This window comes from Methanococcus maripaludis, assembly GCF_002945325.1.
Taxonomy (GTDB): domain Archaea; phylum AGJL01; class Methanococci; order Methanococcales; family Methanococcaceae; genus Methanococcus; species Methanococcus maripaludis.
Map to the genome: position 1 here is coordinate 1,200,359 of NZ_CP026606.1, position 15,750 is coordinate 1,216,108.

The 15,750-nt window shown below is 33.5% G+C and carries 15 protein-coding genes; 11 read left to right on the top strand and 4 right to left on the bottom strand.

The window, feature by feature from the left end; genetic code table 11:
• Positions 1 to 67: 67 nt before the first annotated feature.
• Positions 68 to 1,318, top strand: a complete 1,251-nt coding sequence (locus MMJJ_RS06510) for an LL-diaminopimelate aminotransferase (protein ID WP_104838150.1) — start codon at positions 68 to 70, stop codon at positions 1,316 to 1,318.
• A 42-nt stretch (positions 1,319 to 1,360) separates the two neighbouring features.
• Here the strand turns inward: MMJJ_RS06510 and rnc are convergent, their stop codons facing one another.
• Both rnc and MMJJ_RS06520 read right to left on the bottom strand, forming a co-directional pair.
• Positions 1,361 to 2,050, bottom strand: coding sequence for a ribonuclease III (gene rnc / locus MMJJ_RS06515; RefSeq protein ID WP_104838151.1), 690 nt, complete (start codon positions 2,048 to 2,050; stop codon positions 1,361 to 1,363).
• Between the two features lie 51 nt (positions 2,051 to 2,101).
• Positions 2,102 to 3,364, bottom strand: coding sequence for a TldD/PmbA family protein (locus MMJJ_RS06520; RefSeq protein WP_104838152.1), 1,263 nt, complete (start codon positions 3,362 to 3,364; stop codon positions 2,102 to 2,104).
• A 107-nt stretch (positions 3,365 to 3,471) separates the two neighbouring features.
• Between MMJJ_RS06520 and MMJJ_RS06525 the strand changes: the two genes are divergently transcribed.
• From MMJJ_RS06525 to MMJJ_RS06540, 4 genes are read left to right on the top strand one after another with little or no spacing between them, the layout of a single operon-like run.
• Positions 3,472 to 4,317, top strand: coding sequence for a protein translocase subunit SecF (locus MMJJ_RS06525; RefSeq protein WP_104838153.1), 846 nt, complete (start codon positions 3,472 to 3,474; stop codon positions 4,315 to 4,317).
• A 17-nt stretch (positions 4,318 to 4,334) separates the two neighbouring features.
• Positions 4,335 to 5,501 (top strand): preprotein translocase subunit SecD, encoded by a 1,167-nt coding sequence (locus tag MMJJ_RS06530; RefSeq protein ID WP_104838154.1) that lies wholly within the window; start codon positions 4,335 to 4,337, stop codon positions 5,499 to 5,501.
• Positions 5,502 to 5,552: 51 nt separating this feature from the next.
• Positions 5,553 to 6,575, top strand: a complete 1,023-nt coding sequence (locus MMJJ_RS06535; RefSeq protein ID WP_104838155.1) for a UPF0104 family protein — start codon at positions 5,553 to 5,555, stop codon at positions 6,573 to 6,575.
• 9 nt (positions 6,576 to 6,584) lie between these two features.
• Complete coding sequence (locus MMJJ_RS06540; RefSeq protein ID WP_104838156.1) at positions 6,585 to 7,004, top strand: DUF2120 domain-containing protein; 420 nt, start codon at positions 6,585 to 6,587, stop codon at positions 7,002 to 7,004.
• Positions 7,005 to 7,030: 26 nt separating this feature from the next.
• On the opposite strand, the gene hypB is transcribed toward MMJJ_RS06540, so the two are convergent.
• Complete coding sequence (gene hypB / locus MMJJ_RS06545) at positions 7,031 to 7,705, bottom strand: hydrogenase nickel incorporation protein HypB (RefSeq protein WP_104838157.1); 675 nt, start codon at positions 7,703 to 7,705, stop codon at positions 7,031 to 7,033.
• A gap of 167 nt (positions 7,706 to 7,872) precedes the next feature.
• Here hypB and wtpB point away from each other — a divergent pair, with 167 nt between their 5' ends.
• From wtpB to thsA, 5 genes are all read left to right on the top strand, one after another.
• Positions 7,873 to 8,640, top strand: coding sequence for a tungstate ABC transporter permease WtpB (gene wtpB, locus MMJJ_RS06550; RefSeq protein WP_104838158.1), 768 nt, complete (start codon positions 7,873 to 7,875; stop codon positions 8,638 to 8,640).
• 14 nt (positions 8,641 to 8,654) lie between these two features.
• Positions 8,655 to 9,593: an ATP-binding cassette domain-containing protein gene (locus MMJJ_RS06555; RefSeq protein ID WP_104838159.1), complete on the top strand. Its 939-nt coding sequence runs from the start codon at positions 8,655 to 8,657 to the stop codon at positions 9,591 to 9,593.
• Between the two features lie 165 nt (positions 9,594 to 9,758).
• Complete coding sequence (locus MMJJ_RS06560) at positions 9,759 to 10,361, top strand: site-2 protease family protein (RefSeq protein ID WP_104838160.1); 603 nt, start codon at positions 9,759 to 9,761, stop codon at positions 10,359 to 10,361.
• Positions 10,362 to 10,379: 18 nt separating this feature from the next.
• The gene (locus tag MMJJ_RS06565) at positions 10,380 to 11,048 is read left to right on the top strand and encodes a segregation and condensation protein A (protein WP_104838161.1); all 669 of its coding nucleotides are present in this window, start codon (positions 10,380 to 10,382) and stop codon (positions 11,046 to 11,048) included.
• A 184-nt stretch (positions 11,049 to 11,232) separates the two neighbouring features.
• A complete protein-coding gene (gene thsA / locus MMJJ_RS06570; RefSeq protein WP_104838162.1) occupies positions 11,233 to 12,864 on the top strand; it encodes a thermosome subunit alpha in 1,632 nt (543 codons plus the stop codon).
• A 94-nt stretch (positions 12,865 to 12,958) separates the two neighbouring features.
• On the opposite strand, the gene MMJJ_RS06575 is transcribed toward thsA, so the two are convergent.
• Complete coding sequence (locus MMJJ_RS06575) at positions 12,959 to 14,275, bottom strand: prephenate dehydrogenase (protein WP_104838163.1); 1,317 nt, start codon at positions 14,273 to 14,275, stop codon at positions 12,959 to 12,961.
• 313 nt (positions 14,276 to 14,588) lie between these two features.
• Here MMJJ_RS06575 and ald point away from each other — a divergent pair, with 313 nt between their 5' ends.
• Positions 14,589 to 15,710 carry an alanine dehydrogenase gene (gene ald / locus MMJJ_RS06580; RefSeq protein WP_104838164.1) on the top strand — a complete coding sequence of 374 codons (1,122 nt, stop codon included), beginning with the start codon at positions 14,589 to 14,591 and terminating at the stop codon, positions 15,708 to 15,710.
• Positions 15,711 to 15,750 lie beyond the last annotated feature (40 nt).

Sequence of the window (15,750 nt, forward strand, 5' to 3'; positions counted from 1 at the left end):
TTTAAAATGCATTACTATTTATATGAAAACCGCTTACTTACTAAAAATCACTTATTCGGGTGTTAAAATGGAAAGTTACATTCAAAACTTGTTTGCTGAAAGAATTGGCGGCAAAAGCTTTGGAAAAGAAGATGTAATCTACAAATTCGAAAAAATTAAAAGAGCAAAACAGGCTGCGAAATTAAAGTATCCCGACATGGAATTAATCGACATGGGTGTTGGAGAACCTGATGAAATGGCTGACGAGTCCGTAGTTGAAGTTTTATGCGAAGAAGCAAAAAAACACGAAAATAGAGGATATTCTGACAACGGTGTTCAGGCATTAAAAGACGAAATCCCAATTTACATGGAAAAAATCTTTGGGGTTAAAGATTTAGATCCTGTAAACGAAGTAGTTCACTCAATCGGATCAAAACCTGCTTTAGCATACATTACATCAGTGTTTATCAATCCTGGCGATGTAACCTTAATGACAGTTCCAGGATACCCTGTTACTGCAACACACACCAAATGGTACGGCGGAAGTGTAGAAACCTTACCATTGTTGGAAAAAAATAACTTCTTGCCAGAACTCGACGCAATTTCAAAAGAAGTTAAGGAAAAAGCAAAAATTCTTTACTTAAACTACCCAAACAATCCAACTGGTGCTCAGGCTACCAAAAAATTCTACAAGGAAGCAGTAGATTTTGCATTTGAAAACGATTTAATAGTTATTCAAGATGCGGCATACTCTGCATTAACTTACGGCGACAAACCGCTTTCATTCCTCTCATTAAAAGATGCAAAAGAAGTTGGTGTTGAAATTCACAGCTTTTCAAAAGCGTACAACATGACTGGATGGAGACTTGCATTTGTTGCAGGAAACGAACTCATTGTAAGGGGCTTTGCAGCAGTTAAAGATAATTACGATAGCGGACAGTTCATTCCAATTCAAAAAGCAGGAATTCACTGTTTAAGACACCCTGAAATCACTGAAAAAACAAGGGCAAAATACGAAAGAAGACTTTCAAAAATGGTTAAAATCTTAAAAGAAGCAGGATTCAACGCAAAAATGCCTGGAGGAACATTCTACCTCTACGTGAAAGCACCAATCGGAACAAAAGACGGCGCTAAATTTGCAAACGCTGAAGAGTTCTCACAATTCATGATAAAAGAAAAACTTATTTCAACCGTGCCATGGGACGATGCAGGAAACTTCGTAAGAATGGCAGCATGCTTTGAAGCATTCAAAGACGGCGAAATTTCAATCGAAGAAGAAGACAGAATCTTAAACGAAGTTAAAAGAAGATTAACTGAAGTAGAATTTGTTTTTGAATAAACTTTAAACTTTTTTTAAATTTTTAATTTAATCCAAATTAATTTAATTTTTATTTTTTTCAAGTTTTAAAAGTGCATTTTTGGCAGCTTTCATTTCAGCTTCCTTTTTACTTTTTCCAATTCCCTTTCCAAGTATATTTCGGTCCGATTTCACTGTTACAACAAATTTTTTATCGTGGGCCTCTCCAGTTTCTTCTAAATTTACATATTTGATAGTTTTATTGGATAATCCTGGAATTTCCTGCAATTTAGTTTTATAATCAATAAAAAATTCTTTTGAACTTTTTTCAATAATTGGAATTATGTGATTATATACAAACTTTTTAACTGAATCTAAACCCTGATCTAAATATATCGCGGCGATAAATGCTTCAAAAACGTCTGAAACAATTGCTGGTTTATTGTATCCTTCAGAATTTAATTCCCCTTTTCCTAAAAGTATATAATTGTTAAATTTAAGTTTTTTAGCGTAAGTAAAAAGTGCACTTTCACAGACGTATTTTGCCCGCAATTTTGACATTTCCCCTTCGGATAAATTTTCTTTTTTAAACAAGTATTCACTAATTATTAAGTCCAAAACAGCATCCCCTAAATATTCCAATCGTTCATTATTTTCTAAATTAGTATTTTTCTGTTCATTTATGTATGAAGAATGCATAAATGCTCGTTTAAATATATTTAAGTCATTAAATTGTATATCAAGTTTCGAAAGCAGTTTTTCAAAATTTTTCATCAAACCCCCTGCAAAAATAAATTAAAAAAATAGTTAATTATTAGTTTTTAGTTAAACAAGGATTTTTCCGTTGAATAAAAGTGGTGGTGAAATTAATTTTCCTCTTTGTTCAACTCTATCAAGGGGAACTGCAGTTTTTAAGATTTCAAAGATATTTCCAGAAAGAAGTCCTTTTTTGACAGGTGTTTTTTCGCCTTTTTTCATGATGTAGCTGTTGCTGATTTCAACTGAAAAGTCCCCTGTAATCGGGTTTGCAGTATGCGTTCCAATTAGTGTGTTGATGTAGAGATATTCATCAATGTTTTCCTGTTTTTCAACAGGCTCAATTACGATATTTGTCGGCCCAACTGAAGGAAGGCTTGAATATCCTCTGCTCGCATTTCCAGTAGACTCTTTTCCTTCAATATTTGCTCTTTTGATATCATACAGGTAGTTTTTCAAAACACCGTTTTCAATAAGTGTTGTTTTTTGAGTTTTGGTTCCTTCACCATCTACAACTGCAGAATAAAGCGAATAATCTCTTGTTCCATCGTCTTCAATTGTGATGTTTTCTCCAAATACGTCACATTCCAGTTTATCTTTTAAAACTGATCTGTTTCTTTGAACGTTTTCAGCGTTAAATGCGGGAATAAGTGTGTAGCTTAAAAGTGAGTTCAAGGCTCTTTGATCTAACACGATATTTCCTTCAAATTCCGTTTTTATTGCATTTGGATTTTTCAAAAATTCTACAACATTTTCTGCAAGTTCTTTAACATCAAAAATATTGTTTTTTGTTAAATAGTCGTATGCAGTTTCCCCGTTATTAATTCCCGCAATTGATGCAGAGTAATATGTATTTTCTTCTTCAACATCAACTCCGTTTGAGTTTATAATCCTTGAATAGCCGTAAGAATTTGAAACTCCACCGCTTACTGTTGTAATTTTATTTTCTTTTAAAATATCTTTCATTTCAAAGAGTGCATCGATTAACTCTTTTTCAGTCAGTTTTTTGACGTCATCATAAAACATTCCTTTTGGATGAGCGTATTTTTCAGGGTTTGAAAAACATGTATCGGAATCGTAAATCAGGTTTTCCATTGCTTTATTTACTACATCAATGTCATTTTTAGAAGAATATGCAAATCCAACTTTTTTATCTTTAATAACTCTTACTCCAATTCCGAAATCATCAGATTCTTCAATACTATCTAAATTTTCCCCATCAAGTTCTGAACTGAAGTGTTTTCCTTTTGAAATAAACACTTCGGCTTCAAAACCTTTTTTTTCTGAAATTTCCATAATTCTGTCGATTAAATACTGTAAATCTGTTTCCATGATTAGCACCATTCTTTCCATATACTCGTTTTTTATAGTTCATAAATATTTAAATAATATTGTTTTTTAATAATTGATGTTATGAACTCTATTTTTGGAGGGAAAGGATGAATATCAACTATAAAGTGTTAACAATTATCCCAATAATTTTAGCACTACTATCTTTGACCCTTGTATCAGTAAACGGGCTCAAAGAAAGCATTGACGTAAGTGGGGGAACTGAAATAAGTATCCTTGCACCAGCGAACACGGATTTAAGTGTTTTGAAAGAACAACTACCCGATTCAGAAGTCAAAATATCAGAGTCTTCAATCGGAACATTTGTAGTAATTAAATCTGGCCTTGAAACTGATGTAGATTCAGTAAGGGCTGTAGTAAAAGGGTTTTTTAATGTCCAAGACCTTTCAGAATTAAGCTACACTGAAAAACAAATTGGTTCAGTTTTAAGTAGTAAATTCTGGGAAGAAGGAATGAAAGCAGTAGGATTTGCGTTTATATTTATGGCAATTGTTGTTTACGCGATATTTAGAACACCTGTTCCAAGTGCGGCAGTTATTCTTGCAGCTGCATCAGACATGGCAATTGCACTAGGGGGAATGAGTTTATTCAATATTCCAATATCGACTGCAACAATTGCGGCACTTTTGATGCTTGTTGGATACAGTGTTGACACAGACATCATGCTTACAACAAGGGTATTGAAAAGAAGATCAGGAACTCTTGATGAAAGAATTGCTGGAGCAATGAAAACAGGAATAACAATGTCTTTAACGACAATTTTTGCAATGGCAGTACTCTACCTTGTAGTTACATTCGTAGTTCCTGCAGCAGATGTACTTGCAAATATCGCAGCAGTACTTCTTATCGGATTAATTGGTGACTTAATGCTTACCTGGATGACAAATGCAGGAATTTTAAAGTACTACGTTAGCGAATACAAAAAAGGGAAGTAACTTAACGAGGAGATAGAATGAAATTGCTAAAAGATCATAAAGTAGTAATTCTTTTAGTATGTGTTTTGGCCTCCTTGCTTCTTATCGCATTTAAAGGAATTTCCTTTGGTGTAGATTTAAGTGGTGGTTCTACAATAGTCTTACAGACTGAAAGTGAGCTTTCAGAATCTGAAATGACAACTGTAAATGAAATATTAACAAGCAGGCTCAATACAAACGGTCTTAGTGACGTCAGGATTTACCCAAGGGGTAGTGATGAGATAGTTATTGAGATACCGGAAAGTGCAGATTTAGAACGGATACAAAAGATTTTAACACAACAAGGGGTATTTACTGCGGTAATTGATAATCAAACAGCATATACTGGACAGGATGTATCATATGTTGAAGAACCTGGAATGACCGCTTCAGGTTACGGGGTAGGATTTAAATTAACTCTTGACGGGGCACAAAAATTTGCAGATGTAGCTTATGGAAAAGGCGGATATCCTGTAGAACTCTACATGGATGAAAAAGCAATAAGTGCTCCACTACTTTCAGCAGATCTTGCTGATGGAAATATACACCAAAATCAGGTAATCACGGTTGCAGGATCTAACCCAACTGAAGAGGATATTGACGAAGCTTGGGTTATTTATACTGCTTTAAAATCAGGTTCACTTCCTGTAAAAGTACATATCGAATATATCAGTTCTGTTTCACCGACACTCGGTTCAGAATTTATAAAAGGATCAGTAATTGCAGGAATATTTGCATTTATTGCTGTTGCAGCAGTTATTTCATTTAGGTACAAAAATCCAAAAATAGTTCTTCCAATTTTAATAACTGGATTTTCAGAAGTTCTGTTAATTTTGGGTTTTGCATCACTCATTAACTGGAAACTTGACCTCGCATCAATTGCAGGTATTATTGCAGCAGTAGGAACTGGTGTGGACCACCAGATAGTTATCACCGATGAAACGATTTCTGGTGAAGCTAAAAAAGTAACCAAAAGCATTAAAAGGGCATTCTTCATTATATTTGGTGCAGCGGCTACAACAATTGCAGCAATGCTTCCACTGTTTGTGATGGGTATTGGAATGCTTAAGGGATTTGCTATAACTACAATTGCAGGTGTTTTAATGGGAATTTCAATTTCAAGGCCTGCATTTTCAAGGATCATACAATATGTATTAAAACATTAAGTAACACTAATTAAATAAAATAATTTACCTACTTTATTTTTTGGGGATCAAATGGACAGAAAACAGCACCGGCTTTTAAGAAACATTGTTGTATATGGACTTGGTATCTCCATAATTTCATTTATAATTTACAAAATAGGCATTTTTGAAGTCTGTGCAGTTTTAGCATCGGCAAATGTTGGAATCTACTTATTCGCTGTTTTTATTTATTTAGTAACTCTTTATGTTCTTTCAATGCGGTGGAACTACCTTTTAAAATTAAATGGGTACAGTGCAGGCTCTAAAAACCTTCTTCTTCTAATTACGATGGGCCAATTCATAAACAACGTAACTCCTTCGATGAAAGGGGGTAGTGAGCCATTTAGGGCATATTATTTATCAAAATTAGAGCAGATACCATATCACGTTTCATTTTCTGCAGTAATAATTGAAAGGATACTTGATAGTGTTATATTTTTAATTTTCAGCTTTTTTGTAATAATATATTTTGCTTTAAAAGGCGTAGTTTACACAGAAGCATTCGCTATTGCATGGTTTTTGGTAATGGCCTTAACAATTTCTATAGTGTATATTGCAATGCACAAAAAATGGGCTTTTAAGATAACACTCCAGATTGCAAAGATTGTTACTAAATTTTCCTCTAAAACATTAAATGAGCAGAAAATAAAAGATACAATAAACAAGTTCCAAAAAACAATGATATTTTTCAAGGGAAATAGAAGGGGAATGATTACAGCACTTTTAATTTCATCAGCATGGTGGCTATTAGATATATTTAGAATTTATGTATTGTTTATTGCTATAAGCACAAATGTAGCATTCATATCCGTTGCATCGACGTACCTTGTAGCACTTCTTGTTGGAATTTTACCAACACTTCCTGGAGGTCTTGGAACGAGTGATACTGCAATGATTGCAATGTATTCATTCTTTAACATACCTTATTCAAATGCGGCAGCAGGAACCCTTCTTGATAGGTCAATATCCTATATCGGGGTTACAATTATTGGATCGATAGCCTTTAAAATAATAAAAAAGAAGTCTAAAGAAAACAGTTACGAAGTTGAAAGTTAGGTGGATACTATGAATAATTTAAATGTAGTTATGGGCAGGATTGTAAAATCAATGGACGCATTTAGGGGTTCAAAACCAGTAATTAATAAAGAAGGCATTCTTTCAGTAAGAAGCGTTTGTAGGGATCCCGAATTTGAAAAATATAATTCTATAAAAGAATATTTAACCGAAAAACTCGTTCAAAACGGGTTTGAGTTAGCAAATGAAGACGATATTTTGGATATGGTTGCAAAAATAAATAATTTAATTGGGGATTCTGAAACTTACGGCGATGAATTCGCATTTGAGGGCGTAAAAAGTGGTTTTGAGGACATCGGGTGCGATTGCGATTATTCCATTGGAAAAAAGGGCGGTGTTTATATCGGAATTAGCATGTGGTATGAAAAAGTTTCAAAAGATCCAAAATTTGTCGAAGTAATGGCAATTTAAAAAAGAAAAATCAATTTTTTATATAATTATTTTTGGGCTTTTACTTCTTCAATTGTTTTTTTAATGAATTCAACAACATCTGAAACGCCGTTGTCGTGTTTTATGGCAGTTAATAGAACTTCCATATCTTTGTTAATTTTTTTTGCATCATTTAACATTTTTTGCGGATCAGCACCAACAGCTTCTGAAATATCTATTTTGTTAATTATGGTCAAATTAGCTGTTTTGAAGATTTCAGGGTGTTTTTCAACGGTGTCATCTCCTTCAGTGACACTCACAACAACAGTTCTTTTGTGCGTTCCCAAATCAAAGTCTGTTGGACATATAAGATTTCCAACGTTTTCAATAAAAATAATATCTAAATTATCAAGGTCTAAGTCATGGAAACAGTGTCCAATCTGATGAGCATCGAGGTGGCATTCTTTACCAGTATTTAATGGAATAACTTTAACGCCGTGCTTTTCCATTCTTCCAGCATCGTATTTTGCGATTACATCGCCTGCAATACATGCAATTTTGTACTCGTCTTTTAATTCATTGATTAATTTTTCGATTAAAAGAGTTTTACCGCTTCCAATTGCACCCATAAAGTCAAATGCCACGATACCATGATCTTCTAATATTTTCCTGTTTTTATCTGCATTCTTATTATTTGCCTTAATTATGTCTTTTCCTATATTCAAAACATCAACAAAATGCATGAATTATCACCTTAAAACTAGCCATAACTTAAAGAGTATAGATAAGTTCAAATCTTATTTTATAAAAATATGTATTATTTGAAAAACGATTAAGCAGTTATAATTACCATTACATTAATATATTAATTCAAAACTATTTACAATACAATATGGTTTGGTGTGATATTTTGAAGGCTGACAAAGGATTTAATCTGTTATTTTTGGTGATTTCACTATTTTTACTGTTATTTGTATTACTTCCCCTGTTAAACATGATTTTAAATCCTGGAAATGTAGCGGGTGCAATTCACGATTCAGAAGTAATTAAATCGCTTCTTGTAAGTATCAAAGCAGCAAGTACTGCAACAGCATTGGCGATTTTTTTAGGGATACCTCTGTCTTATTTACTTGCAAGATACCATTTCACTGGAAAAAATGTAGTCGAAGCAATTATCGACATTCCTATGGCAATACCTCACTCTGTAATCGGTATTATGATTTTAGCATTCTTCTACGGAACTTCAATTGGAAGAGGAATTGAAAATATCGGTTTTGAGATTGTTGACAATTTTTGGGGAATTGTTGTAGTAATGCTCTACGTTGGACTTCCTTACATGGTAAACAGCGGAAGAGATGGATTTTTAATGGTAAATGAGGAACTTGAAAATGTTTCAAGAACTCTTGGTGCTTCAAAAATAAAGACGTTTTTTAATATTTCATTACCTCTTATTAAAAATAACCTGGTTTCCGGCAGTATTTTGACATTTGCAAGAGGAATTAGCGAAGTTGGAGCAATATTAATTGTAGCATATTTCCCAAAAACAACGCCGGTTTTGATATTGGATAGATTCAACGAATACGGGCTTAGTTCTTCAAAACCAATTTCTGTTATTATGATTGTACTGAGTATTGTTTTGTTTTCAGTATTTCGGCTTGTAAGATATAACAAGAAATAATCGAGGTTATACCAATGCTTAAGTTAGAAAATTTATGTAAATCGTGGAAAGAATTCCAGCTTAAAAGTGTGAACTTAGAAATTGGAAACAACTACTGCATTTTGCTCGGTCCAAGTGGTGCTGGAAAATCTGTTATAATTCAGTGCATAACTGGAATTTTAAAGCCTGATTCTGGAAAAATATACTTTAATGGGGAAGATATAACTGAAATGCCTCCGGAAAAAAGAAATTTTGGTTATGTACCCCAAAATTACGCACTCTTTCCAAACATGAATGTTTACAATAACATTGCATACGGAATGAAACTTAGAAAATATTCAAAAGCAGAAATTGAAAAAAAAGTAATGGAAATATCCGAATTTTTGCATATTTCACATATTCTGGATAGAAAACCAACAACATTAAGTGGTGGAGAACAGCAAAGAGTTGCAATTGCAAGAGCACTAGTACTCGATCCAAAAATTTTACTTCTTGATGAGCCAACGTCTGCTCTTGATACCAACATAAAAGAAAGTGTAATATCGGAATTAAAAAAAATTGGAGAATTAGTTCCTGTAATCCACATAACTCACGATTTTGTGGAAGCGAAAACGCTTGGTAACCAGATTGCAATATTAATAAACGGGGAATTAAACGATTTTGGAAATCCTGAGATTTTTAAAACGCCTAAAAATGAAAAAATAGCTAATTTTTTGGGATACAATATTATATCCAATAAAGAAGAAACTTTTGCAGTTGCTCCAGAAGAGATACTTGTTAATAAATCTTTAAATGGAGACAATGGTGAAAGTATTACTGGAACGGTCGAATCATTAGTTGATTTTGGATATTACAAAAAAGTAACAGTTAATGTTGGAGATACGGCTGTAAAAACTATAACTGATGGTGAAAATCCCGTAAATATTGGAGATACTGTGTCTATTATGTATCAAAGGAAAGTTCCAATTAATTAAGTTATCACTATTTTATTTTAAAGTAGCAACTCCGCGAATTTTTTTATTTTTTTATTTTTTTAATGATTATTTGAATTTTGAAGCACTTACTATTTTAAGTAGTTTAAATAAATGTATGGACAAAGTGCATTTAACGGAATAATTTTGTGTATCTGGTGAAAAATAATGAGTTCATTTAAGGGGATTTTTGGATTTAACAGGGTAGAATTAAAAGACCTGCTGATTTCATCAATTGCAATAGCTATTGTAGTTGTTTGGCCACGGGGATTTCCAACATTTAATATTGGATTTTTTTTGCATTTTATTGCAGCATTGCTTACTGTTGGAATTGCATTTATTTTTCACGAGCTTGCACACAGGACCGTTGCAAGACATTTTGGAGCATGGAGTGAATTTAGGGCATGGTATGAAGGACTTGCAATTGCAATATTTTTAAAAATAATTATTGGTTTTACATTTATCGCACCAGGTGCAGTATATATCCATAAAGATTACTTAACGACAAAAGAAAACGGTTTAATCTCAGTAGCAGGCCCGCTTACAAATATTGTGCTCGCAGTTTTATTCATGATACTTCCAATACCTGCAATATACTATTCGGGGTATTACGTGGATATTTCAAGCTACGGTTACTTTGTGAATATATTTTTGGCGATGTTTAATCTTCTACCCATATATCCTTTTGATGGGTCAAAAGTTATGCGCTGGAACTTTTTAGTTTGGGCCGTACTATTTATTCCACTGATTGTATTATATTTCTTCGTCTAAAAGTTAAGGAATGATAAAATGGAGTTTGATCTTTGGGTTAGGATCATTAAAGAAAGTATTGAAAAAAAGGATGTTGATCCTTGGAATATCAACATTTCTGAAATAACTGACGAATATCTTGGAACGATAAAAGAACTTCGAAAATTTGACATACGGTTGTCTGCAGACGTTGTTTTGGTTGCAGGAATTCTTTTAAGGTTAAAATCTCAGGTACTCTACGGGGAATGTGAAAATGCGTTTACCGAAGAAGAGGAAGAAGTATACGAAGACGATTATCGAGACGAAGACTATGTTGAGGACGAAATTGTTGAAAAACCCCAAAAAGAACCTGTTAAAGAGCTTAATCCAGAAAGTATGACTTTAGATGGTTTGATTAGCACTCTTAAAACGGAACTTAAAAAAATTAAGGATACAAAACCTAGGAAAAAAAGAGAAGTTGTACGACCGACTGCATTATACAATTTAGTCGAAGAAATGATCGAGGAAGATGATATTTCTGATATAATGGAACTTTTAGTTTTGGAACTTAAAAAATCGGGCGGTAAATTTACATTCCAGAATAAATTTAAGACGAGGGAAGAAATTATAAAGAATTTTTTGCCTGCATTATACCTTGCAAACGACGGAAAAATTGACATTGACCAGGAAAATCTTTTTGATGAGTTAAACCTAGAATTGAAGAAATAATTTCTGGTTTAATGCCCCATGATATGATATTTTTTATTTATATTTATTAATTTCAATGAATAACTCTTTTTTTTTCAGAACTTAACAAAATTAAATCGAAATCTTTATATATACCCTCATAGTCATATACATACCGAAGCAGTACATTTTACCAAACAACAGTTTGAAAAAAGAGGTGCATTTTATGTCACAACAACCAGGAGTTTTACCTGAAAACATGAAAAGATACATGGGAAGAGATGCTCAAAGAATGAACATCTTAGCAGGAAGAATTATTGCAGAAACAGTAAGATCAACACTCGGTCCAAAAGGAATGGACAAAATGTTAGTTGATGACTTAGGGGACGTTGTTGTTACAAACGACGGTGTTACAATCTTAAGAGAAATGAGTGTAGAACACCCTGCAGCTAAAATGTTAATCGAAGTTGCAAAAACACAAGAAAAAGAAGTTGGCGATGGTACAACAACAGCTGTTGTAGTTGCTGGTGAATTATTAAGGAAAGCTGAAGAATTATTGGACCAAAATGTACACCCAACAATTGTTGTAAAAGGATACCAAGCAGCAGCTCAAAAAGCTCAAGAATTATTAAAAACAATTGCGTGCGAAGTTGGAGCTCAAGACAAAGAAATCTTAACAAAAATCGCAATGACCTCAATCACCGGAAAAGGTGCTGAAAAAGCTAAAGAAAAATTAGCTGAAATCATTGTTGAAGCAGTTTCAGCAGTTGTTGACGATGAAGGAAAAGTTGACAAAGATTTAATCAAAATTGAGAAAAAATCAGGCGCATCAATCGACGACACCGAATTAATCAAAGGTGTTTTAGTTGACAAAGAAAGAGTAAGCGCTCAAATGCCTAAAAAAGTAACTGATGCAAAAATTGCACTTTTAAACTGTGCAATCGAAATCAAAGAAACAGAAACCGACGCAGAAATCAGAATCACTGACCCTGCAAAATTAATGGAATTCATCGAACAAGAAGAAAAAATGTTAAAAGACATGGTTGCTGAAATCAAAGCAAGCGGTGCAAACGTTTTATTCTGCCAAAAAGGAATCGATGACTTAGCACAACACTACTTAGCTAAAGAAGGAATCGTAGCTGCAAGAAGAGTTAAAAAATCCGACATGGAAAAATTAGCTAAAGCTACAGGTGCTAACGTAATTACAAACATCAAAGACTTATCAGCTGACGATTTAGGTGAAGCTGGTCTTGTTGAAGAAAGAAAAATCTCCGGAGATTCAATGATTTTCGTAGAAGAATGCAAACACCCAAAAGCAGTTACAATGCTCATCAGAGGTACAACTGAACACGTAATTGAAGAAGTTGCAAGAGCAGTAGACGATGCTGTTGGCGTAGTTGGATGTACAATTGAAGATGGTAGAATTGTATCTGGTGGAGGTTCAACAGAAGTTGAATTATCCATGAAATTAAGAGAATACGCAGAAGGAATCAGTGGAAGAGAACAACTCGCAGTTAGAGCATTCGCTGATGCTTTAGAAGTAATCCCAAGAACCTTAGCTGAAAACGCAGGACTCGATGCAATCGAAATCCTCGTTAAAGTTAGAGCAGCACACGCAAGCAACGGCAACAAATGTGCAGGTTTAAACGTATTCACCGGAGCAGTTGAAGACATGTGCGAAAACGGTGTAGTTGAACCATTAAGAGTTAAAACACAAGCAATCCAATCAGCAGCTGAATCAACAGAAATGTTACTCAGAATCGACGATGTAATTGCTGCAGAAAAATTAAGAGGAGCTCCTGACATGGGAGACATGGGCGGAATGCCAGGAATGGGCGGAATGCCAGGAATGATGTAATTTTCATTCCCTTCTTTTTTTATTTTTGGAAAACAATATTTATAGATTTAAATATATTTAAAAAAGTATTCGGTTTTTCGGGTAATATGTAAAATTAATATCTTAATTTTCCGCCGATATTTTCAATAATTTTATTGAAAGTTTCTTCTAATTTTTTCAAATCTTCTTTTTCGTAGGAATTTATTCTAAAAGTTGCACTCAACTCATTTTCATCAATTTTATCTCCATAATATGTATCAATTACTTTGATTTCAAATTTATGGGCAAGTAATTCAAGAATTATGTTTAAATCAATGTCTTTTTTAAATAATACTGAAATATCTACGAAATATTTTTCTAAATTTTTAATTTTCCAATTTTCAAGTTCCTTATCTTCCATTAAAGAAACATTTGAAATGTTTAAGATAACTTCCTTTTCATTCTGTTTTAAAACGATGTTGTCGGAATAAACTTCTTTTAAAATACCGTAGTGCACGTTTTCAGAATAGATATGTTTTAAACCGATTTCTTTTCCAACAGATTTTAATAATTTTTCAGTTTCTTTTGAAATTGCGTAAACTGCTTTGTTAGAACAGTTAAGTCCGCGTTTTGTTTCATTTCCAAAATGCCTTGCAGAATTTTTCATGTTTTTTACAAAACTATCCCTATCTTTAGTTTGGACAATTTCACTTATATTTTCGCAGTTTTTAATGAATGTATCGTGAATAGTTTTTATCTGGGGGTTGTGCATCTGGATATCTGCATAAAGGTAGGGGTTTTGGCCGATTATCCTTGCAATAATATTAATCATAAGTTCGTAAATTGGGGATGCAAAGTTTCTGGATTCTTTTATATCAATTCCAAGATCTTTTAAAGTTGATCCAAGTGAAATATATACAAAATGAGTTAGCCCTTGAACTACACCCATTATTTTATCGTGTTCTTTGGGGGACACAACAATTACTTTTGCACCTTCAATTTCTAAAAATTCTTTAATTTTTTCAAAAAATGGGTTTTCCTTTTCAGTCGGTGTGAGTATAACAACTTGCCTGTTTAACGATGGAGTTTCTGGCCCAAACATGGGGTGTGTCGGAAGTACAAATACACCATTCTGTGAAAATTCTGCCATCAGTTTTGAAGGTCTTTCTTTTATCGAAGTGATATCCATTAAAAGTGAACCTTTTTTAACATGCGGAGCAACTTCTTTAATCACAGATTCTGTAACATTTATCGGAACAGAAATTATTACAATGTCTCCTTTTTCTGCAGCATCAATATTGTTATTTGTGTAAGTTACACGAAGTTCTTTTTCAACTTCTTTTCCTTTTATTACATCCCTTCCAGATACGAGTACATCAAAACCCCTATTTTTAAGAAATGATGCAAACCATTTTCCAAGCCCGTCAGTTCCGCCGATTATCGAAATTATCATAATTTTTCCATTTCTCAGTTTGATTGGTTTATCTTATCTCTTTTATTGTATTAAGTTATTCTTACATAATAAAATTTTTACATTTTTTTATAAAATTCTTTAAAATTTAGCATATTTTACACATAATAGGGCTCCATTATAAAAAATGGATGTGTAACATTTTGGAACAACCAATGCCCATTTATTACATTCTAATTCTTGAGTATATAAATGAAGTCAAAAATCTGCTGAAAGTGATAAATACGATGTTGCCGTATTAGGTGCCAGTAACTTATCAAAAAAATACAAAAAATGTAGATGAAGAGGGATTGACATGCTAATTGGAGTACCAAAAGAAATTAAAAACAATGAAAACAGGGTAGCTATCACACCAGCAGGTGTAGAAGCTTTCGTTTTAGCTGGACACAAAGTATACATCGAAAAAGGTGCAGGTCTTGGAAGCGCAATCACTGATGAAGAATATGTTGCTGCAGGAGCAGAAATCTTGGTAACTGCAAAAGAAGTATTTGACATTGCAGAAATGATTATCAAAGTTAAAGAACCTCTTAAATCAGAATTTGAGCTTTTCAAAGAAGGACAAATCTTATTCACATACTTGCACTTGGCACCAGAACCACAGCTTACAAAAGCTCTTCTCGATAAAAAAATCACAGGAATTGCATACGAAACAGTTCAACTTGCTGACAGAAGCTTACCTCTCTTAACTCCAATGAGTGAAATTGCAGGAAGAATGTCAATCCAACTCGGTGCACAATACTTGGAAAAACAAGAAGGCGGAAAAGGTGTTTTATTAGGCGGTGTTCCAGGAGTAGAACCTGCTGAAGTTGTAATTGTAGGTGGTGGAATCGTTGGTACTAACGCTGCAAAAATTGCAGTAGGTATGGGTGCAAAAGTAACAATCTTAGACGTTAACACAAGAAGACTTGCTTACTTAGACGATATTTTTGGAAACAAAGTTACAACCTTAATGTCAAACAGCTTTAACATTGCAAAAGCAGTTAAAAAAGCAGATTTACTCGTAGGATGTGTTTTAATCCCTGGTGCAAAAGCTCCAAAATTAGTTTCAGAAGAAATGGTTAAATCAATGCAACCTGGTTCAGTAATCGTTGACGTTGCAATCGATCAAGGTGGATCAATCGAAACAATCGATAGAATCACAACACACGACAACCCAACTTACGAAAAATTCGGAGTTATCCACTACGCAGTTGCAAACATCCCTGGAGCAGTTGCAAGAACATCTACATACGCATTAACAAACGACACACTTCCTTACGCATTACAAATAGCAAACAAAGGATACAAACAAGCAGTAATTGAAAACCCTGCATTATTAAAAGGATTAAACACACTTAACGGAAAAGTAACATACGAAGCAGTGGCAAAAGCACACGACCTTCCATACACACCTGCAGAAAAAGCTTTAAATGAATAATTATTTTATTTTTATTCATTAAAAAGCAACATTTTCAACT